Below are 20,219 nucleotides of genomic sequence, written 5' to 3' on the forward strand. Positions count from 1 at the left end.
ATCTCATTCAAGGCCTGCGGCAACACCCAGGAGAACATGAGCAAGACGGAAAACAAGGAGATCGGCCTGATCCCCGAGGCGACGCTGGTCAAATCCGGCGTCGTGCGCGTCATGGAATTGCAGGAGAAAGGCTGGACCTATGTCAGGCCGTAGCGCATGCGATGAAGGCTGCCGTCGTCCTGGCCGCCAGATCATCGGACCGGACATCGTATCCGGTCCCATGATCTACTCTTGTGCTTGCATCGGCCTTGCCCCGAAGATCGCAATCCACTTTTCGGGCCGATGCTTTGGTCCGGGAGCCGGGGGCCACCATCGAACCGCGGGAGGCCAGGGGAGACGCGAGGTTTGATTGGAGCTTTCCCTGGATTGCGTGACAATCAGGCATTGTCGCGGATCTGTCGGCGCGCGGCATCGGCGAGCGGGTGCAGCGCCTCTGCCGGCCTGGCTCCGACGAGGCTGTAGCCGAGCCCATTGTCGGACCAGCTGAAGCCGCTCACGCCATCCACCGTGTGGCGAGCCATGGCGGCATTCGCGTCGACCGTCATCGGTCGCGCGAGCATCACGAGGCGGCTGCCTTTGTCGTTCCGCCTTGGAACGGGCGCTCTCCAGACACGTTCTGTAGTGAGAGCCGGACCCGATTCCCGTTAGCGGGGAACGAACATGACCCGTTATTTCTTCGACAGTTCGGATGGCGACTTCGTTGATATCGACGAGGACGGCATAGAACTTTCCAGCGACGGCGAGGCGCGGCTATCGGCTTTGGACGCCTTGCCCGATATGGCGCGCGCGGTGATGCCAAATGGCGACTGCCGGTTGTTCACCGTTAGCGTCCGCCGGGAAGATGAGGGCGTGATTTACCGGGCGAGGATGGAACTTACCGCAAGCTGGACCACAACGGAGGTCGGACAGCCCGGGAGGACTAGCGATAGCGTCCCACGGCCGGGAACAGGCATACCGACGGACGATCGGGCAACTCCCGCGGCGGATGGGAGCGTCACTTCGCCAGCAAAGGGCGAGCCAAAACCCTCCACCTCGCCGAGCGCACTCGACCCTGGTCGGCCGGTTAAGAATACCCATGAGCACACGCTTCTCGCCATCGAGGTTCATGACAACGACGCTCATCATCGTCATCGCCGGTAACGGGCGCCGCTCCTGGCATCATGCTCAGCGAGGAGGTTGATGCCGATGGTGACGCGTTCCTGATCCTGGCCTGCAAGCTTGGCCTCGAGGGCATCATCGCGAAACGCCGAGATGCGCCGTCTCGATCCGGCCGGGGCGGCGAATGGCTCAAGATCAAGTGCATCCAGTCGGAAGGGTTCTTCATCGTTGGCTATGAGCCTTCGTCGGCGGCGTTGGGCGGTATCGGCCGGCTGCTGCTCGCGGCCTGGAAGAGCAACCGGCTGACCTATGTCGGCGGCGTTGGGACCGGGTTCACCGATCGCTCCGCGACCGCGCTGCGGAAGCAGCTCGACGCACTCCTGATCGAGAAGCCGCGCTGAAACTGACGAGAAAGGGGACGCGCTGGGTGACGCCATCACTGGTGGCTGAGATCGAATTCCGCGCCTGGACCACGGACCAGAAGCTGCGGCACGCGTCGTACAAGGGGCTGCGCGACGTCTCTGATGCCGCGAACGTTCTTCCCCTGAATGACGATTAACGCCGGCCATCCCAAGGGAACTGGACGGCCGCGGAACTGAAAGCCTCGCCGGGCGTTCACGATTGGTGTTGACGCCGCGATCAGATTCTCCGGCCGCCACCACCGGGTCGGAGCCCGCCTGCAATCCCCCGCACGGCGAAGCTCCTTTGCCCTTGCATCTGGCCCGCAGCGGGACGACGCCGCGGGCTTTTTGTTTCTTGTGCTGTCCTTAGGAACACGCTGGGCCACCGTCCGTTTTAGTGGCGTGAGGGCGTGGAGCGATTGACAACTTCACGGCCGCAACCCTCGCAGCCTGGGGCCCTGCCGTTGCGAAGCGGCGGGGCCTTCATATCGCTTCGGATCAGGCGGATGGACAAAGGCCAAGCCTCAAACGCGTGGATTTATCACGTTGTCATGCCGCTGACCGCGTTGCGATTTCTGTCTCGGCTCCAGGCGATGGAGGATTGGCTGAGCGAGTGGGAAATCCCCTATGAGGTGGTGCCACTCCATGCCGGTGATACAGCCCTGTTGATCCGGTTCCCGACCGAGGACTTCGCGCACGCCTTCATCGCCGTGGAGAAAGAGATGGCAATGGCCGCTTTGCCGGGCCTGCACTGAGCGTGTGCCCACTCGGCGCATCTCGGGTGGCCATGGCCCCGGGCTCCCCCGGACCGGGCCGGCCCTCTCAAGGCAGGATCGCCAGCCGAGTAAGCAACGTCACCAGCTCCGCCTGACGCCTGGTATTGGTTTTCCCGAACACCGTGCCGAGCTGGCTGCGAATGGTAGTGAGGCTCACCTCCGACTTTCGGGCGGGCTGGTCACCGCGCGCCAATTGAAGAGCGGCGGGTCTCGGCCGCGGTCAGGCCGAACAGGCGCCGAAGCATGAAGGGATTCGACTCACGTAAAATTTTAACTCTGCGTGGCGTGTTCCGTCGCCGGGCAAAAGGGGCCAGACCGGGACCGGTGGGGTGGGATGTGCCCAGTCTACCCCACAGATATTGCTCGGGAGGGCACGCATTGGGAGGACGATTGTCATGCCTGGGAAAGCCAAGCTGGTCCGGAAAATGGCCGACATGGTGAACCGCGTGGCTGGCGACTATACCAGTCCTGCCGCACTTTATCGCGCCGTTCGAGAGGTTCATCCAAAAGGGTCAAAGAGGCAGGTCGCTCTCGCGGCCCTGGCCGCCCTTATTGTCGGGGCACCGAGCCAAAGAGTACAAAGGCGGAGGGGTCACCTGGTGAGTGACCCTCTCGAGTTCTTCAGAAGCCACGGCGTCCTTCAATGGCGTCGGCTGCCGGAGCTTGTCCCTCCCGGGCTCGCTTGGCGCGCCGCTCGAATTCGGTGCGAAGCGCCTCGAGTTTCTCCTCGTCGAGTTCCTCAAGGTCGAGAAGCTCTTCACGCGCTCCCTCTAGCCGGACGATCAATTCATCCAGCTTGATCTGCATCGCGCAGGTATCGCGGTTTTGGCTGTTCTGGATGATGAAGACCATCAAGAAGGTGACGATCGTCGTCGAGGTATTGATCACCAATTGCCAGGTGTCGTTGAAGCCGAAGAACGGCCCTGACAGGGCCCAAATGGCGATGATGGCGAGCGCCAGAAAGAAGGTTTGTGGCTTCCCTGCCCACCGGGCGGTGGTCTGCGAAAGCCGGGTGAACAGCGACGCATCGCTTCCGAGGTCGCTCACTGATTCCTGATAGTTCGACATCGCACGCGGCTCACATTGATAGGTCAAGAAGGGAGCCTCGGCTTCGCCCCGGAGCTCCCTGGCCTATGGCTAAGCGGCCTTCGCCATGGCGGATTTGTTGACCGAACTCGCTGCGAGCTTCGAAAGTGCCTCGTCGGTTTGCGATTCTTCGTTGAGCGTCTGATCAAGCAGCGTCGCCGCGTCCTTGAGGCCAAGTTGCGCGGCCCACGCCTTCAGCGTGCCGTACCGTGCAATCTCGTAATGTTCGACGGCCTGCGCGGCCGCGAGCAGTCCTGCATCAATGGCCGGGCTGTTGGCATAGTCTTCCATCACCGCCTTGCCTTCCTCGATGATGCCGAGAATTGCATCGCAGGTCTTGCCGCGCGCCGCTTTACCGGCGATCTCGAACACCTGAGCGAGGCGCTCAACATGCCCTTCCGTTTCGTCGCGGTGCTTTTCGAAGGCTGCCTTGAGTTCTTGGGACTTCGCTGCTTTCGCCATTTTTGGCAAGGCGCGCAGGATCTGCTTCTCGGCATAATAGACGTCTTTGAGGGTGTCGATGAACATGTCGTTGAGGGTTTTTGCCTCGGCGGCCATGGGCTCTCTCCCAGGTGAAGAGTTCGGAAAGCACCACGAACACCGCAGTAACCAAATTGTTCCGGGGGGAGCGGCGGCCAGGCGTCGATCGCTCACTCCGGCCGGTCTCCGAGCTGCCGGAGCGTCGCAATTTCCATGGTATTACAAAAAGCTAAGGCCAATGTCTCGAAGGACCCTGGGCCTTATGCGCGGCTGAAATCTACAGCCGTTCTCCAATCGCCAGTGGGCGAAAAGTTCACAGCGGAGATCCGCTGTTGAAACTGGGACGGCGCGTTGATCAGTCGTCCGAGGACCCGGCCCAACTTTCGGAGCGCCGTCATTCCTCTGTTGTGGGCGAACCAAAAACGGGAGTTCGCGTTCCTCCTCGTAGGGTGGAGGTTTTCCGATGAATGCGATGGACGAACACAGCCGGTCGGTCTGGATGGACGTGAAGGTTGCAAGCCATGCCCGCCCGCTCGAGAAGGATCTCGCGATTGATGTGGTCGTGATTGGCGCCGGCATTGCCGGTTTGTCGATCGCTTACGAGCTATTGCAGCGAGGGCTGTCTGTTGCCGTTCTGGATCGCGGTACGATTGCCGGCGGAATGACGGCGCGAACCACAGCGCATTTAGCCCCGATCTGTGATGACACGCTGGCTGAACTGTTGTCGATGAGAGGGGCCGAGCTTTCCCGAGGATTTCAGGACAGCCAAAGCGCCGCGGTCGACCGAATCGAGGAAATTCAATTCAGGGAAGGAATCGACTGCGAGTTTCGCCGCCTGGACGGCATCCTGTTTTTGGACCCGACAAGTGACAAGAACATCCTGGATGACGAATTCAAAGCCGCCGCAAAATTGGCGGTCACGGTCAAACGCGGAAAAGGGCTTCCGCTCGTCGGCCTCGAAGACACCCCCTACCTTCGATACCCCAATCAGGCGACGTTCCATCCCCTAAAATACCTGCAAGGCCTTTGCGGCGCGATCGAAGCGAAGGGCGGATTTCTCCATCCCAACACCGCCGTTGACGAGATCCAGGAGCAGGGGGCCGGGGTGCGGGCGAGGTTGGCGAATGGCCATCAGGTCGCGGCGTCAACTGCGGTGGTCGCCACCAATTCGCCGATCCATAGGACCACGGGCTTTCACACCAAGCAGGCGCCGTATCGCACCTATGCGATGGCCTTTGACGTCAAAAACGGGGAGGTTGAGGACAAGCTCTACTGGGACACGCTCGACCCCTATCACTATGTGCGCGTTACGGCCGGGCCCAAGGGGCGTGACCGACTTATCGTGGGGGGCGAGGACCACAAGTCTGGAGAAGCCGACAATGCGGCCGCACGTTTCGTTGCTCTTGATGCGTGGATCCGAATGCTGGTGCCCACCCTTGGAGCGGAAACCCATCGCTGGTCCGGTCAAGTCATGGACACGCTCGATTATAGTGGGTTCATTGGGCTCGATCCCGATTATAAGCGAATCTACGTCGTAACCGGGGATTCGGGCCAGGGTATCACCCATGGCGTTGTTGCCAGTTTGATGATCCCGGCGATGATCGCTGGTGACGAAAGCCCCTATGCCTCCGTGTATGATCCAGCGCGCAAACCGCTCAAAGCGGCGGGCAGATTCATGTCCGAGAACATCACGGCCCTCTCGAACGCCGCTTCGTATCTGGCGCCCGGCGAGGTTGCTTCGGTTGAGGACCTTTATCCCGGACAAGGTGCAATCATTCGAAGTGGTCTGACCAAGATCGCCGCGTATCGCGACGAGAACGGCAGAATATATCAGCGGTCAGCGGTCTGTACGCATCTGGGCTGCCATCTACAGTGGAACAGCTTTGAGCGATGTTGGGATTGCCCCTGCCACGGCTCCCATTTTGCACCAGATGGAAATGTGCTGAACGGACCAGCCGTTACGGCGCTTCCCGAGACCGAGAACTAAAGGACCCGCGTCTGATCCGGAGGGCCCATGTCGAGTGCCGAGCGGCTGCGCTTATCGTCGAGATCCGTCCATATCTGTATCGATATGCAGCGGTTGTTTTCCGCCGACGGCCCTTGGCCGACCCCTTGGATGGACCGGGTTCTTCCAAAATGTGCCGAGCTGGCCGCGCTTAGTCACGACAGGACGATCTTTACTCGGTTCGTCCCTCCGCAAACGCCGGAGATCGCGCCTGGCGCCTGGCGCGGTTACTATCGGCACTGGCGGAACACGACCCTCGACCGATTGGATCCCCGCCTGGTGGATCTCGTGCCCCCGCTAGAAGGTTTCGCTCCCCCCGCCCTTATCTACGACAAACCGGTATACTCGGCGTTTGCCGGGCATAAGCTCGCGACCATGCTCAGGGAATGGCGGGCCGACACTCTCGTGTTCTCAGGGGCCGAGACAGATGTCTGCGTCTTATCGACCATCCTGGCGGCGATCGATCTTGGTTTCTATGTGGTAGTTGCGCGCGACGCCGTTTGCAGTTCGTCAGATGAAGGTCACGATGCTCTCATCAGGATGTTCGAGTGCCGGTTCGCGCACCAACTGGCGATCGCAGACACCGAAGAGATCCTGGGGGCTTGGCGTCAGGTGTTCGACCACTGATCCGCCGACCCGGCCGCCGTCACGCGTGCGCAACATTGGATGAGTCCCTGTAGTATTTGACTCGCTCGTCACTTCCTCCTTGCCCAGCTCGGCGCATCCATTCACCGTCTAGTCCTTTTTCAACTTCCCAAGGTTTCCGGGGAGACCGGAGAATGGCAGATCATCCTTGGTCAGGAGGCTGCTTCTGCTTACTGACCCTTCCTCGCTTCCCATTTCTGGGGACGCCAGCATTTCAGCAGCGACCGCGAGGATTCGCGGCGGTGGTTCGCTGTCTTCCTGCAAGTGCCATTCGACCGATTCCCGGCTCTCCCCGGATCGTTCGGCTAGGGTGGCGATCCAGTCTTCCCGTGGGAAGCGGGCGCCCATTCTGAGAGCGAGTTCGCGGCCCGTTTCGATAGGCTCCATTGGTCTCATCGTCCTGGCTCCAACTCGAGGATGTTTCGAGGAACTCATCCCGGGAGCCCGGTGTTCCGCCGGAGAATTCAGATCGAGCCGATTCTATCCTGATTGGTCAGGAGCAAATCCTGCCCCGGGGCCGAAAGAGCCTCAGCGGAGAGCCGAACAAATCCCTCGCTGGCTCGTTCTGAGGGCTAGCTGGAGCGGGCACTTCACATCATGCGGCGATGGCGAGTACCAGTTTTCCCCTTCGATCGGGTTATCGCCCGCGGAATCGCGCATCAAACTGCGCCTGCCGTGGAGCGCCCTTTGCGATTAGCAACTCTTCTGGCTGACGAGCGGCTCTTGCTCGTCCTGGCTATCGGAATATGGGTCCCGGCCCAGAGCGGACCGCGACGGCAGCGCTCGGCGGCAAGGCACGTCCTCCTCAGTGTCCTGCTGAGCTCGGTAGTACCTCACATTTTGAAGCGCTGTTTTGCACAAGAGCGACCTGATCGGATCGAAGTCCGCAGACGGCGCCGCGGGATTCCTCGCTCCGGAAAGGCACTCGACTCATTTCCATCAGGGCATGCGGTTCAGATGGGCGCCTTGGCGGCTGCCCTCGCGCGTATCTGGCCGCGATATTCGGTCTGGTCCTGGAGCGGCGCAACGTTGATTGCCCTTACGAGGGTTGCATTACTGGCCCATTGGCCCAGCGACGTAGTGGCAGGAGGCGCTCTGGGAGTAGGGGTCGAACATCTGGTGAACTCGCTCGAGCGAGGTGAAAGCTGACCCCATGTCGCTGGTCGCCAAGACGAAAACGGCGCTTGATGAATCGCGCATGCTGATGCTGGGAGCCCAAATTTTGCTGGGCTTCCAGTTTCACGCACCGTTTCAAAACGCCTTCTCTTCCTTATCGCCCGCCGAGAAAGCGCTCGAGCTCGGCGTTCTCGCTCTGATCATTGGCGTAATCGGCCTCCTGATCATGCCGAGTTCGTATCATCGCATCGCACTTGCCGGTGAGGCGAGCGGCAGGCTTATCGCCTTGATAGACCGCGTGACGGTCGCCACGCTTGTGCTGTTCGCGGTCGCAATGGGAACCGATCTGGGGCTGGCTGGCGCGCGCATCGCCGGTGCCGCTTGGGGGGCCTTTGCGGCGTTCTGCGGTTTCGTTGCGAGCATTGCGATCTGGTTTGGTCCCTGCCTGGTTCGCGCTCAGGAGTTAGCCATGCCGATATCGGATGAAAAGGCACCGACCGCTGCGAAAATTGACTATGTGCTCACTGAGGCGCGTGTCGTGCTCCCCGGCGCCCAGGCTATTCTTGGCTTTCAATTCGCAATTGTTCTGACAAAGGAATTTGCGGAACTGACTTCCGACCTGAAGCTTGTCCATGGCTCCTCTCTGGCCCTTATGGCGGTCGCCACGGCCCTATTGATCGCGCCGGCGGCATATCACCGGATTGTCTACGGCGGACGGGACGATCCCGATTTCCAGCAAGTCGCGAGTAGACTGATTTTACTGGCGACTGTGTTTCTCGCGCTGGGCATTTCGGGTGACGCATATCTGGTGGCATCAATGATCGCAGGCCATGGTCGCTTATCGGCGGCCTTCGGAGTTGTTACGGCGACGGTGCTTCTGGGCCTTTGGCATGCGTGGCCTTGGTTGAAGCATCGGCAGATGCCTAGCGCCTAATGGAGTTGTCGTGGCTGCTGCGCTTGGCCGCAATGTGTGCCGTCTCCGCAGCCTCCTGGCATATTTTCAACGTCGACGATCGAACCGCCGTCCCGCCAGTTCGGTGGGGCCGGCGCCGAATGCCGCTTCGATACGGTTGGAGGGCGGGGCTGGCAGGTGTATCCTTGCTTTCTCACAATGCCCGACGAGCGAGCATTTCGCTTCGTCCCGCGCCTCTGATGACCATCGGTCGAAACCGGTTCAGGAGGTCGCCATGCGTGTTGGTCGCTCCAATGCATTTTTTTGTCGCTGCAATGCTGAACCACGGCGGCTTGTGTGTGACGCTGTGGACCGACGAGAACTCATCTGTGGCGGGGGCGCTTCCCTCTTCGCCGGATTGCTGGCCGGGTTGCTGGGCGAGACCAGACCGGCCAGCGCCGAGAGGCTCACTGGCGAGGTCCCGGAATTGGACCGGGTTGCCGTTCGCATCCTGATCGACAGCTATCAGTTCGCCGTCGCCCCCAGCAGAAAGGTCGACGGTCTGGACATACAGCATTTCGGGTGGGGCATCGGTAATCATCCGCCCGCCAGGACACTGGTTAGCGAATTTGGTCTTTCGATGCATGTCGAGACCCAGCGTGGCTCCGAGACCCGAAACACTCTGATTGATTTCGGTTTCACGCCCGAAGCTCTCAACAACAATATCGAACTCGTCGGTCTCAATCCCGGCGCCCTGGATGCATTGGTGCTCAGCCATGGCCATTACGACCATTTCGGCGGGCTCGTGGGCTTCCTTCAGCGCACCAGCGGCAAGCTGAAGCCCAAACTACCGCTTTATGTGGGTGGCGAGGATTGTTTCTGTGCCCGTGAATGGACCGGTCCACCCGCGCGGGGCGATTTCGGGGTCCTCGATCGCAGGGTGCTCGAAAAGGCTGATCTCGTGGTGACGGACTCGATCGGCGCTTCGCTCGTCGGAGATCATGGTTTCACTTCTGGTCAAATCAGCCAGAGCAGCTTCGAAACGTTACTGTCCCCCAGTGCCATGAAGATCGGGATGGATAATGGTCTGGGCTGCTCCCCGGAGCGGCTTGCGGAGGAGGACAGAAAGCCGGGGCAGGTGCCCGACCAGTTCCGTCATGAGCTTGCCACGGCCTTTAACCTTAAGGGGCGGGGGCTTGTCGTGCTCACCTCATGCAGCCATCGCGGCGTAATCAATGCGATCAAGCAGGCTCAAGCGGTATCCGGTGTGGACAAGGTCTATGCGGTGATCGGCGGCTTCCATCTGGCCCCCTATCAGCCGGACTACCTGCGTCAGACCATTGCCGCTCTGAAGGAGGTTGATCCGACCTATGTCATTCCGCTTCACTGCACCGGCGAACCATTCACCGATCTCGCTAAGGCCGAACTTCCGATGAAGCTGGTGCGGGCGTATACGGGGACGCGGTTGATCTTCGACAGCCAACGCTCTTAAGGCACGCAGCGAAAGGCTCCCGGTATCCCGGCAATGTATCCGAGGGACAGACCTCTCAATCATCGGCCTCTCGCCAGCTCCTCGAGTCGTTCGAGCAATTCAACGCCATCTGAAGGCGTCGCAGGAAGCCGACCAGACCAGCCGTCGTTGGAACAAATCCCAAGGCAGTTCGTTGCCACCACGCGAAATTCTTTGTTGGCCCCGGAAGGAGAAATCCGATGACCGCGGTTCACGAACTCACATTGAAAGCACCGACAATCTGCCTCACCTGCCATGAGGATTATCGCTGCGCTCTTCAGCGCGTTGGCGAGATCGAGGATGCTAAGCCCAATCCGGCCAAGGACCTCGAACTGGCGGCTCTTAGGGTTGCCATCAGAGATTATGAGGTCCGGAACCATCGCCTCCGGATGATCGGCACGATGATCGCGCGTGGGATCAGGGTGAAGGCCGAACCTGGTCAGCTCTGAGCGGGCCAGAGCGTCTCAATGCTCTCGAGCAGCAGCTTCTGAACGACGCTAAGAACGTAACGATTGAAGGCGTCTCGATCGAAGAGGATGTTCGTCTTCTGAACAATATCATCACGACAGTCGCGATGATTTTTGCGCAAACCAAGGAGACCCTGGCCGATCGCCTTGGTAATCAGCCGCGGCGAGGCGGAGTGGGGGCTAACGACGTGACATCGGGTGCGGCAATGGCGAGTTGAGCCAACCTCTGCAAGGGGTCGTCAGCGGGGCCAGCCTCGCCAGTTCAGTTAGGTCCGCGTCCGGGCGCTATGCCAACTTCCGCTTCTCTAATCGGGCAGATGGGTCAAGCTCGGATTGCACCTTTGTGCCGGGGTTTCGTTCACGCGGTTCACGCTTCTCTTCGCAGTCTGGTGGCTTCTATCGAGCGAAGCCGCTGCACGCATGCATCGGATTGGGTCTGGAGAGCCTCGCTAATGGACGCGCTTTGAAGCGCAGCAGAAGTTTGCGGCTTCATCCATCCCGTCGTCCGCGTGGGACGATCCCGGCCAGGATCGCTGGAAAGCTGTGGTCAGGTCATGCTGCAGTCTCCGATCCCAGGTGGAAGTCGGTACCGTCGGCCCACATGCGATGGAGCACGACCGCAATCTTGCGGGCGACCGCCACGATGGCGCGCCGTCGGCCTTTCGTCTTCCTCAGCCGAACGCCCCAGGCCTTCAAGCTCGACCAGGTGATCGAGCGCATCAGCATGGCGTTTGCGGCGGCGTAGAGCGTCGCCCGGACGTCTGCGTCACCTGCGAGCGAGATCCGGCCCGGGTTGTCCGTCTCGCCAGATTGGAAGCGCCGCGGCGTCAGGCCGAAATGGGCACCGACCGTCCGAGCGCTCCAACGCCCGGCACGGTCATGAAGCGCCGACAGATCGTGTCTTCGCGCGCGGCCCACTTCACCCGCCGATCGAGTTCGGTGAAGGTCTCCAAGAGCATCGCCCGTGCCTCCAGCATCGGTAGGAGCGCATGGCTGAGCGCAGGGTCGGTCTCGATCGTCTCGCGCACCGCGGCAAGCCGCAAAGGCAGAACGACGCCGAAGATCCGCAACAGGCCGCGGATCTCGTTGCCGAGGTCGATGCACTTGCGCTGCATCACCTTGCGGCTCGTCTCTCTCGATGCTCTTCACGTGCACCCGGCTGTACCATCCCGATCTGAGGATCTGGGCGATGCCGCGAGCGTCATGCTTGTCCGTCTTGTTGCGCATGGCCGAAAGCGCAGCCGCGACCTGACGCGCTTCCATGCAGACGACGTCGTAGCCAGCCTCCGTCAGTCCGTAGGAGATGGGCTGTGTCAGCGCGCGGGCCTCAAACCCGACCTGATGGATCGGTTGACCAAATCCCGCGAGGCAAAGAAGGACATCGGGCACGTCTGAGCGCACGGAGCGCTCGAAACAAATCTTCCCGTCATGGTCGATGATGCAGATCGCCACCGAGCGCAGCGACACATCCAGCGCAGCGTAGAACATCGCGACTCCCTCCCTCTTGGATCTGCCGAGATCCTAATGGGAGTTTGCACCCTCGCGGGGCCGCCTGATTACGCATGCTCATGGCGCGATTTTCGCCGATTGGCGGAGGTCCCGATCGCCGCTATGATCCGACCAACCTGTTCCGCATGAACCAGAACGGCCGACCAGCGTAAGGTTGCCGTTGGTGCTAGGCGGTGACGTGCCCGCCGGAGTGTTCAGAGCCGGGACCCTTGGCCGCTTGCCGTTAGAGCCAGGCGAAGCGCTCTTGCCTGTCGTGACCTCGCTCCGGCGACTGGAGGAGGAGTGGATGTGGACATCGGGACTTGGCTGCGCAGCTTGCAGCTCTCGGACTACGAGCAGGCGTTCCGCGAAAATGATATAGGCGCCGATATTCTGCCCGATCTGACGGCGGACGACCTGATCGGGCTCGGCGTCATCTCGATCGGCCACCGCCGCAAGCTGCTGGCAGCAATCGCGGCCTTGCGCGGCCACGGCTTGGCAGGTGGCGTGACAGCCGAGCCGCAGCCGGCGATCCCGCTGTCTGCGGAACCGGCGCGAGCCGGGGCTGAGCGGCGGCAGCTTACGGTCTTGTTCGCCGATCTTGTCGGCTCGACGGCACTCTCGGCCCGGCTCGATCCCGAGGACATGAGCAATCTTCTCAGCGCCTACCGGTACGCGGTGACAGGTGGCTTCGTTCGTTTCGAAGGCCATGTCGCCAAGTTGATGGGCGACGGGGTGCTTGCCTATTTCGGGTGGCCGAGGGCGCATGAGGATGAGGCCGAGCGCGCCGTGCGGGCCGGCCTCGCGGCCGTTGAGGCAGTCGGGTGCCTGGCGAGCCCGACCGGCGAGCCGCTCGCAGCTCGGGTCGGCATCGCCACGGGCGTGGTCGTCGTGGGCGACCTTATCGGGGAGGGCGCGGCCCAAGAGGAGGTGGTCGTCGGCGAAACGCCGAATCTTGCCGCCCGCCTGCAGACGCTCGCGCGGCCCAACGAGGTGGTGATCGGCGAGGGTACACGAGAGCTTCTGGGCGCGTTGTTCGAAGTCGAGGATCTCGGGGTCCAGCCGCTCAAGGGACTGGCGTTGCCGGTTCGCGCGTTCCGCGTACTTGGGCCCGGTCGTGCAGCCAGCCGCTTCGAGGCGCTCCATGTCAGGGAGTTGGCGCCGATCGTCGGGCGTGACGCGGAGCTGGCGCTTCTTCTCGAGCGCTGGCGACGGGCCAAGACCGGGGAGGGCCAGGTGGTGCTGCTTTCCGGCGAGCCCGGAATCGGCAAGTCGCGGATCGTCCTGGCGCTGCGCGAGGCGCTCGCCAAGGAACCGGTCGCCGGGCTGAACTATTTCTGCTCGCCCTACCACATGAACAGCGCGCTCTTTCCGGTGCTCGGGCAGATCGAGAGGGCCGCCGGCTTTGCTCGCGAGGACGGGCCGGAAGAGAAGCTCGGCAAGCTGGAAACATTCCTCAACCCTCATGCCGAGCACCTCGATGAAGATGCCAGGGCGCTCATGGCCGCCCTGTTGTCGCTGCCGGTCGAGAGCGGCCAGGCGGCCCTGGATCTGACGCCCGAGCGCCAGAAGCAGCGCACCTTCGAGGTCTTGCTTCAGCAGTTCGAAGCCCTGTGCGGCCAGCAGCCGGTCCTGGCCGTCTTCGAGGATGTGCACTGGATCGATCCTTCGTCGATGGAGCTGCTGGATCTTCTGACCGAACGCGTGCAGGGCCTGAGGGCGCTCACGGTGATCACCTTCCGGCCCGAGTTCAGCCCTCCCTGGACCGGCCATGCTCATGTCACCTCCTTTTCGCTCTCCCGGCTCGTCCGTAGCGACGTGGCGATGATCGTCGGCCGCGTCGTCGGCGGAAAGGCCTTGCCAGCGGAGGTTCTGGCCCAGATCACCAGCAAGACGGACGGTATCCCGCTCTTTGTCGAGGAGCTGACCAGAACGGTTCTCGAATCCGGCCTGCTACGAGACCTCGGGGACCACCTCGAACTCATCGACGTGCCGGCGGCGCTCGCCATTCCCTCGACCTTACAGGACTCGCTCATGGCCCGGCTGGATCGGCTGGCACCGGCCAAGGAACTGGCGCAGATCGGCGCCTGCATCGGCCGCGAGTTCGATCACGATCTTCTGGCCGCGGTGTCGCCGCTGCAAGAGCCGACATTCAGCGAAGCGCTCGTCAGGCTCGTCGGCTCCGATCTGGTCTTCCGGCGCGGGCAGCCGCCCAACGCGACCTACGCCTTCAAGCACGCGCTGATCCAGGATGTGGCCTACGCGACCCTTCTCAAAAGCCGGCGAGTGGAGCTTCATGCGCGTATCGCTGCAGCGCTCGAAGCGCAGTTCCCCGCCCTCGTCGAGCGCCATCCCGAACTCCTGGCCCGTCATCTCTCGGGGGCCGGAATTCACCACCTCGCCGTGGATTGGTGGCTGCGCGCCGGCCGATTGGCACGGCAGCGCTCAGCCAACAAGGAAGCGATCGGTCATCTGACGAGAGCGCTCGCCGTGCTCAAGGACGCGCCGCCGAGCGAGGCGCGCGAGCGCCAGGAGCTCGAGGTCCAGGTGGCTTTGGGACCGCCGCTGATCGCAACCGAGGGCTTCGGTGCACGCCAGGTCGAGACGGCCTACGCCAGAGCCGAGGAGCTCGCCCGCCAACAAGGGCACGACAGCTATCGCGCACGCGCGCTGCGCGGTTTGTGCCACGTCCATCACGTACGGGGTCATTTGACCCGCACGCGCGAGCTCGGCGCTGAACTGCTCGAACTGGTTGAACGGGGCGACGACCTCGTGCGCCAAGCTGACGCCCATCATGCGCTGGGATTCAACCTGTTCCACCTGGGCCAGCATGGCTTGGCCCTGACCCATTTGGAGGCGGCCCGTAGCAAGATCGAGCGTGCCGGTGAACCCGCCCAGGCGTTCGCGGCTGGCGTCAACATCCACGTCCATGGCCGCGCCTATGCCTCTCATGTCAACTGGCATCTCGGATTTGCGGATCGTGCACTTCTGGCCATCGGCGAAGCGATCGAGCTGGCCAGACGACTCGACCACCCGTTCAGCCTCGCCGTCGCGCTCGCCTACGCCGCAATGCTGCACCAGTTTCGCCGCGAACCGGCGATGGTGCGCGTGCATGCCGACGCCGCTTACGCAGTCTGTGCCGAGTATGGGTTCAGCTATTATCTTGCCTGGGCCACGATCATGGATGGCTGGGCGTCCGCCGAGGAGGGCGACCTCGATCGGGGTATCGTACGCCTGCGCGATGGTCTGCGAGATCTGCGCGCGACCGGCGCCGGACTGAGGTTGCCGCACTATCTTGCGATCCTCGCCGGGCTCTACGTCAAGGCGCAGCGGCTGGAGGAGGCGGGTGCCACCCTCGCCGAGGCCGACGCCGTCGTCGAGCGCCACGGGGAATCCTGGGTCAATGCGCGGCTGCGTCTCCTCGAGGGAGAACTATCGCTCGCCACATATCGACCGGCGGCGGCCTGCTTTCGGCGTGCCGTGGAGATCGCGACAGCGCAAGGGGCTCTATCCCTCATGCTCCGGGCGGCCATCCGGCTCGCGCGGCATCTGCGTGCCGAGGGTAAATGCGCCGAAGCGTACGACGCCCTGGCATCTCCTTACGCCTCGATTAGCGAGGGCTTCGATACGCCTGATCTTCTGGAGGGGCGAGCACTGCTCGACGAACTGCGATCGGAACGCCCGACTGACCATCGATGATGCATCCGCAAAGGCGATTGGGTCGCAGCATTGGCGCGTCAGTCCAAGAGCGATAGTCGACCAGCCGTGGCATTGACCGTTTCGGCAGCATCTCCTGGCACTCAATCGTGAGAATGCGCTTTGGGGACGCCACCCGCCATGCCGACGACGATCTCATAAAGTCCGCTTCGCGGCAGGATGCCAACTTCAGCGCCTGGCGCTCCTGGCGCAGGACTGAATGGCTTGAGGCAACACAGCAATCTCGTTGATAGGATAGTTGAGGATGCGGCGCCCCAAAGGGGGAATTGCCATGCATGTCGAAGCTCAAAGCCAACCGCAGCGGCAGGCTTGGAACGCCGGTCGCATTATTGGACCCGAGCCGCCGTTGAAGCCGAAACACATTTGGGCCATTCGCACCCGACTCCAGCATGACGGCCGGATTCGCGATGTGGCGATGTTCAATCTCGCGATCGATAGCAAACTGCGCGGGTGCAATCTCGTTCGCCTTCGCGCGGCCGATGTCGTGCTCGGGGGCCCGGTGCGGCTACGGACCGCATCGTGTAGCAGAAGACAGGGCGTCCAGTTCCATTCGAACTGACCGGTTCAACCCGCGAGGCGCTTGTTGCTTGGCTTAGAACGAGAGGCGCTCGGGACTGCGACTGGTTTTTCCGAGCCGTAGCCGACCTTGCGATCATGTCACGACACGCTAGTACGGACGCCTTCTTGATGACTGGGTATCATTGATCGGTCTTGACCCCGTTCTCTATGGCACGCACAGCCTCCGGCGTACCAAGGTTTACCTCATCTACAAGCGCACGGGGAATCTGCGGGCATTTCAGCTTCTCCTTGGTCATACGAAACTCGAAAGCACGGTGCGGTACCTCGGCATTGAGGTCGACGACGCTCTCATCCTATCCGAACAGACGGACCTGTGACGCGAGGCACGGCGGGCAACCGCCGTGCCTCTACGACAAGCGGGGTCGAGACCGGCTCTCGAATGTCTTTGTCTGGTCGCGAGCGGAAGTTCGGCAGCACGCTCAGTTGCTGCCGATCCGCGCCATTTGCGGACATTGGCGCACCGCGACAAGAACTTCACGGCCTACAAGCTGAAGAAGGCGCCTGGAGCAGGTCGCCGAGCACATCGCCGGCTACCTACGGGACCTCGACACGGCCGACCGCCAGGAAGGCGAGGCGCCCTCAAGGCTCAGTGCACACCCAGCGTCGAGCGGCGGGTGACCCGCTGGGAGCACGAGGCACTCATCGACGCCCTTCAGCGGCGGATGTACCTGACGCCAGGCGTCATGCGCCTGCGAAGGCGGCTCGTCGAACACCCCTTCGGCACGATCAAAGCCTGGATGGGGGCAACGCACTTCCTGACGAGGCGGCGGTCCAACGTGAGGACCGAAATCGGTCTCCACGTCCTCGCCTATAACCTCAAGCGCGTCATCGCCATCATCGGTGCCAAGTCGCTGATGGAAGCGATCCGCGCCTGAACCCGATCTCGTCACGCGTTCACGCCGCTCGCCGCTCAAACGCCGTCAGCGCGTTTGGCGCCGCGTCTCCCAGCGCTATATTCATTGCACTACAGCGTTTCTGACAGGCTCCTATGACCGACGCATCCGCAGCCGCGACAGCGCCCCGTTCGCGCGCCGGAGCATTCGCTGGCGGCGCTCTCATCGGAACGCTAGGCGGACTGATCGGACTCGGCGGCGCGGAGTTTCGGCTTCCCTTGCTTATTGGCGCATTCCGATTTGGCGCGCTCGAAGCGGTCATCCTCAACAAGGCAATGAGCCTGGTGGTGGTTGCATCCGCTCTGCCCTTTCGGGCCGGCACGGTTCCCGCAACAGAGGTCGCGGCACATTGGCCCGTTATCCTCAATCTACTGGCAGGCAGCCTTCTCGGAGCTTGGTTCGGTGCGGGCTGGGCCACGAAACTGCGGTCTGAGTCGCTCTATCGCATCATCGCTCTGCTGCTGGTCGCCATCGCCGCGATTACGAAGACGCTGCGCTTCAAGATGGTCGATCGTCAGGCCCCGAACTATCAGCACGGGGGCGGCGAAGTCGCCTTCTTCGGCAAGGCCAGCGCCTCGATCCCATGCGGCGCCCTAACGGGCTGCTACAACGGGCCGTCCCCTCCGCCTCCGCAAGTCCACGACTACGAGTGGACGGTTACGGCCCTTGATGCCAGCGGCACCGCTATCGCAGCCGGCACCGCCACTCGGAAATTCCCCGAATAAGCAAGCAGCCGGATGCCCCCGCACCTAAGATTGGTGGGGCGATCTCGCGCAGACGCCCTCCCGACGGACCTGGCGCTGCACCAATCTGCCGACCCAAGGAGCAGTATTGGATCATCCTTTCGGTTGATAGGTGCCCCGAAAGACGGCGTTGAATCTCTTCGGATTTTGGCGCTCTCATTAGACAGCAAGGGCTGACCGTGCCGGGGGGCTCCGTGCTGCGAGCTGGACCATTGAAAAGAGTCTGCCCCACCAAGCGGCGGGGCAGGGCGGCCAGCTTAGCCAGCCATCGAGATCACCAGCGTGCGGAATGGTGTCGTCCGGTACCCGTGGGCGGGCGCCCAAGGCGGTGGTCCGCCTCGGCGATGACCGTTCCCGTACCCGTCGTCGTAACGGTCGCGCCGGTAGTAGCGTTGCCGTTGCTGGTAATACTCCATCTCAGCTATCCGATGATCGCACCAACGTCACGGGCCTGAAGAAGGACGACAACGCTGTCTGGAAGGGCTCGGCCACGAACGCCGGCGCTCAGGTGAACGTCTCGGTTACCGCGACAACATCACCCGCAACTGATCGATGTCCTTCGCACTCAGACCTCGGGAGACAAACATGACCCGTACAATCACTCGTTCCTACGACACCTATGACCAGGCCGCCGCAGCGGTCGAGAAGCTCGAACAGGCGGGCATCTCGTCGTCCGACATCAGCGTCGTCGGCCGCGATGAGCGCGCCAAGGACAGCAACGCCGCCGAGGGCGCTGGCATTGGCGCTGGCATCGGCGGGGCGGCTGGCCTTCTCGCCGGTGTCGGGTTGCTGGCAATCCCGGGAATTGGTCCCGTCGTTGCCGCTGGCTGGCTCGCGTCGACCGCGGCCGGCGCTATCGCAGGCGCGGCCGCTGGTGGTCTCGTCGGATCGTTCACTAGCGCCGGTGTCGACGAAGAGGAGGCTCACTACTATGCCGAGACAGTTCGTCGTGGCGGCACCGTCGTCTCTGTGAGGGCCGCCGCGGAGCACGCCGCCACGGTCGAGGCCATTCTGGACGGTGCGACCCCGATCGATCGCGAGAGCCGCCTCGCTGAGTACCGCCGGGAAGGCTGGACTCGCTTCGACGAGACGGCCGATCCGTACGTGCGCGGCCAGACCGGCATCTGATATCAACTGGTCTGCAACAGGCCGCCGGGGTTCGCCCCGGCGGCCTTACGTGGCGAAGCGTTCGCGGGGAGGTTGGCATTGGCCTCCCGTGGATCCGGCGCGTGGTCCGGCGCCGTGTCGCACTGATCATCTCGCGCCCCTTGGCTTTGCCGAGCGCTGCTTCGGCCCAGAGGCTGACGGCGTTCGTCGAATCCTCCGAAGACGCTGAAGGATCTCCGGGTACCAACTGGAATTCTGGCGGCGAGCGGCTCGAGGCGAAGAGATCCCGCCCGTCGGTGATACTGCTTATACCGACAGGCAGGACATTACCGACATTCAATTTGGTTGCGTTGCGGGCATGCCCGGTGAAGCCCCGGGCGCTCTTCCGCTGAAATATGCAGTTGCTCGGCATCGTCGCCAGGCCGACGGGTGTGCCGATCACGCCATGCAAGGGCACCGATAGCGGCGCCACGTCAGCCGCCCGCCGCCGCGAGCGGGTTAGCTCACCGCCTCCGTCGCCAATTGCGGCATCGCCGGTACGCTGCGATTCCAATGAAGCGGGCGGACGTCGGTACCGGGAGAAACACGCGTGACCGGCGGCCTCATCTCAGTGGCTGAACCAGTTGTACAGCCACAAAGCTCCGTAACCCAGGAGCATAAGCCACGCGACAATGACCACAAACACTACCGAGGCGAATGAGCCCCCTCAAACGCGAGGAGAATAGTCATTGACGGACGCCTGACTGCCGTCGGTCGTTTCGGTCTCAATAGTGACAAGCTGCCGGTGGTCGATTGCTGTCATTGGGGCTCTCCGTTCCGCTCCGGACAAACTCCGATCACCTCAGAGAGTCCTTCGCTGGGGAACTCCGGGCCGTGCACGCTATCGAAAGAAGGCGAGCAAAATGATGATCGGCAGAGGAATTCCCAACATCCAAAGAAGTATGCCGCGGCCCATGGTCTGTCCTCCTGTTTGTCGAGCTTGAACCAACGACAAGCAGGAGTGTTCCCGGGCTCGTCAGTCCCGCCTGGAACTATTTGGCTCCGCCGTCGGTTCATCCGCGGTCACCTATGTGGCGGTGCATCGGGAGAGTCTCATGAACGGCGTCATCTACATCGTTGGCCTCATCGTGGTCGTGTTGGCCATTCTTTCATTCCTTGGTCTTCGGTAGGAGGCTGCATCATGTCCGTGAGCGCACCCAACGTGGTCGTCGTTCCC

At 62.4% G+C, this 20,219-nt stretch carries 14 protein-coding genes and 5 pseudogenes; 15 read left to right on the forward strand and 4 right to left on the reverse strand.

All coding sequences use genetic code 11. The annotated features are described in order from the left end of the window. On the forward strand, window positions 1–153 hold a 153-nt coding region (locus AB4118_RS33485; RefSeq protein ID WP_441493414.1), incomplete at its 5' end, for a DsrE family protein. A gap of 224 nt (window positions 154–377) precedes the next feature. Here AB4118_RS33485 and AB4118_RS33490 read toward each other — a convergent pair. Next, window positions 378–560: an anti-sigma factor gene (locus AB4118_RS33490; protein WP_441493808.1), complete on the reverse strand. Its 183-nt coding sequence runs from the start codon at window positions 558–560 to the stop codon at window positions 378–380. Between the two features lie 100 nt (window positions 561–660). Between AB4118_RS33490 and AB4118_RS33495 the strand changes: the two genes are divergently transcribed. From AB4118_RS33495 to AB4118_RS33505, 3 genes and pseudogenes are all read left to right on the forward strand, one after another. Beyond that, window positions 661–1,140, forward strand: a complete 480-nt coding sequence (locus AB4118_RS33495; RefSeq protein WP_441493809.1) for a DUF6894 family protein — start codon at window positions 661–663, stop codon at window positions 1,138–1,140. A 20-nt stretch (window positions 1,141–1,160) separates the two neighbouring features. Further along, a pseudogene (locus AB4118_RS33500) lies at window positions 1,161–1,657 on the forward strand (ATP dependent DNA ligase). Window positions 1,658–2,005: 348 nt separating this feature from the next. Further along, window positions 2,006–2,254, forward strand: coding sequence for a hypothetical protein (locus tag AB4118_RS33505; protein WP_441493810.1), 249 nt, complete (start codon window positions 2,006–2,008; stop codon window positions 2,252–2,254). A gap of 642 nt (window positions 2,255–2,896) precedes the next feature. Here the strand turns inward: AB4118_RS33505 and AB4118_RS33510 are convergent. Together AB4118_RS33510 and AB4118_RS33515 are read right to left on the reverse strand one after the other, a co-directional pair. After that, on the reverse strand, window positions 2,897–3,343 hold the full coding sequence (locus AB4118_RS33510) for a low affinity iron permease family protein (protein ID WP_441493811.1): 447 nt from the start codon (window positions 3,341–3,343) through the stop codon (window positions 2,897–2,899). 69 nt (window positions 3,344–3,412) lie between these two features. Continuing rightward, window positions 3,413–3,919 carry a YciE/YciF ferroxidase family protein gene (locus tag AB4118_RS33515; RefSeq protein ID WP_441493812.1) on the reverse strand — a complete coding sequence of 169 codons (507 nt, stop codon included), beginning with the start codon at window positions 3,917–3,919 and terminating at the stop codon, window positions 3,413–3,415. Between the two features lie 385 nt (window positions 3,920–4,304). Between AB4118_RS33515 and AB4118_RS33520 the strand changes: the two genes are divergently transcribed. The 6 genes from AB4118_RS33520 (at window position 4,305) to AB4118_RS33545 (ending at window position 10,458) form a co-directional block, all read left to right on the forward strand. Next, window positions 4,305–5,828 (forward strand): FAD-dependent oxidoreductase, encoded by a 1,524-nt coding sequence (locus AB4118_RS33520; RefSeq protein WP_441493813.1) that lies wholly within the window; start codon window positions 4,305–4,307, stop codon window positions 5,826–5,828. A 27-nt stretch (window positions 5,829–5,855) separates the two neighbouring features. Beyond that, window positions 5,856–6,473 carry a cysteine hydrolase family protein gene (locus tag AB4118_RS33525; RefSeq protein ID WP_441493814.1) on the forward strand — a complete coding sequence of 206 codons (618 nt, stop codon included), beginning with the start codon at window positions 5,856–5,858 and terminating at the stop codon, window positions 6,471–6,473. 615 nt (window positions 6,474–7,088) lie between these two features. Next, on the forward strand, window positions 7,089–7,640 hold the full coding sequence (locus AB4118_RS33530) for a phosphatase PAP2 family protein (protein WP_441493815.1): 552 nt from the start codon (window positions 7,089–7,091) through the stop codon (window positions 7,638–7,640). A gap of 4 nt (window positions 7,641–7,644) precedes the next feature. Next, a complete protein-coding gene (locus AB4118_RS33535) occupies window positions 7,645–8,541 on the forward strand; it encodes a DUF6328 family protein (protein WP_441493816.1) in 897 nt (298 codons plus the stop codon). Window positions 8,542–8,794: 253 nt separating this feature from the next. Continuing rightward, window positions 8,795–9,991, forward strand: a complete 1,197-nt coding sequence (locus AB4118_RS33540) for an MBL fold metallo-hydrolase (RefSeq protein WP_441493817.1) — start codon at window positions 8,795–8,797, stop codon at window positions 9,989–9,991. A gap of 218 nt (window positions 9,992–10,209) precedes the next feature. Then, window positions 10,210–10,458 carry a hypothetical protein gene (locus AB4118_RS33545; protein WP_441493818.1) on the forward strand — a complete coding sequence of 83 codons (249 nt, stop codon included), beginning with the start codon at window positions 10,210–10,212 and terminating at the stop codon, window positions 10,456–10,458. 570 nt (window positions 10,459–11,028) lie between these two features. Here AB4118_RS33545 and AB4118_RS33550 read toward each other — a convergent pair. Continuing rightward, a pseudogene (locus AB4118_RS33550) lies at window positions 11,029–11,964 on the reverse strand (IS110 family transposase). Between the two features lie 309 nt (window positions 11,965–12,273). Between AB4118_RS33550 and AB4118_RS33555 the strand changes: the two are divergent. From AB4118_RS33555 to AB4118_RS33575, 5 genes and pseudogenes are all read left to right on the forward strand, one after another. Further along, complete coding sequence (locus tag AB4118_RS33555; RefSeq protein WP_441493819.1) at window positions 12,274–15,663, forward strand: AAA family ATPase; 3,390 nt, start codon at window positions 12,274–12,276, stop codon at window positions 15,661–15,663. Between the two features lie 289 nt (window positions 15,664–15,952). Further along, window positions 15,953–16,577: pseudogene (locus AB4118_RS33560) on the forward strand (tyrosine-type recombinase/integrase). A gap of 258 nt (window positions 16,578–16,835) precedes the next feature. Beyond that, a pseudogene (locus tag AB4118_RS33565) lies at window positions 16,836–17,135 on the forward strand (transposase); the annotation flags it as partial. Between the two features lie 113 nt (window positions 17,136–17,248). Next, window positions 17,249–17,635: pseudogene (locus tag AB4118_RS33570) on the forward strand (TSUP family transporter); the annotation flags it as partial. Window positions 17,636–18,481: 846 nt separating this feature from the next. Next, entirely contained in the window at window positions 18,482–19,024 is a 543-nt protein-coding gene (locus AB4118_RS33575) for a general stress protein (RefSeq protein ID WP_441493820.1), read from the forward strand. The last annotated feature ends 1,195 nt before the right edge of the window (window positions 19,025–20,219 follow it).

Origin of the sequence: Allobosea sp. 2RAB26 (assembly GCF_052115465.1) — a bacterium.
Lineage (GTDB): Bacteria > Pseudomonadota > Alphaproteobacteria > Rhizobiales > Beijerinckiaceae > Allobosea.

Coding starts and splice junctions, on each gene's coding strand:
- AB4118_RS33490 (WP_441493808.1), bottom strand. CDS start 560: ATGCTCGCGCGACCGATGACGGTCGACGCGAATGCCGCCATGGCTCGC.
- AB4118_RS33510 (WP_441493811.1), bottom strand. CDS start 3,343: ATGTCGAACTATCAGGAATCAGTGAGCGACCTCGGAAGCGATGCGTCG.
- AB4118_RS33575 (WP_441493820.1), top strand. CDS start 18,482: ATGACCCGTACAATCACTCGTTCCTACGACACCTATGACCAGGCCGCC.
- AB4118_RS33535 (WP_441493816.1), top strand. CDS start 7,645: ATGTCGCTGGTCGCCAAGACGAAAACGGCGCTTGATGAATCGCGCATG.
- AB4118_RS33515 (WP_441493812.1), bottom strand. CDS start 3,919: ATGGCCGCCGAGGCAAAAACCCTCAACGACATGTTCATCGACACCCTC.
- AB4118_RS33540 (WP_441493817.1), top strand. CDS start 8,795: ATGCGTGTTGGTCGCTCCAATGCATTTTTTTGTCGCTGCAATGCTGAA.
- AB4118_RS33545 (WP_441493818.1), top strand. CDS start 10,210: ATGACCGCGGTTCACGAACTCACATTGAAAGCACCGACAATCTGCCTC.
- AB4118_RS33520 (WP_441493813.1), top strand. CDS start 4,305: ATGAATGCGATGGACGAACACAGCCGGTCGGTCTGGATGGACGTGAAG.
- AB4118_RS33530 (WP_441493815.1), top strand. CDS start 7,089: ATGCGGCGATGGCGAGTACCAGTTTTCCCCTTCGATCGGGTTATCGCC.
- AB4118_RS33495 (WP_441493809.1), top strand. CDS start 661: ATGACCCGTTATTTCTTCGACAGTTCGGATGGCGACTTCGTTGATATC.
- AB4118_RS33525 (WP_441493814.1), top strand. CDS start 5,856: ATGTCGAGTGCCGAGCGGCTGCGCTTATCGTCGAGATCCGTCCATATC.
- AB4118_RS33505 (WP_441493810.1), top strand. CDS start 2,006: ATGGACAAAGGCCAAGCCTCAAACGCGTGGATTTATCACGTTGTCATG.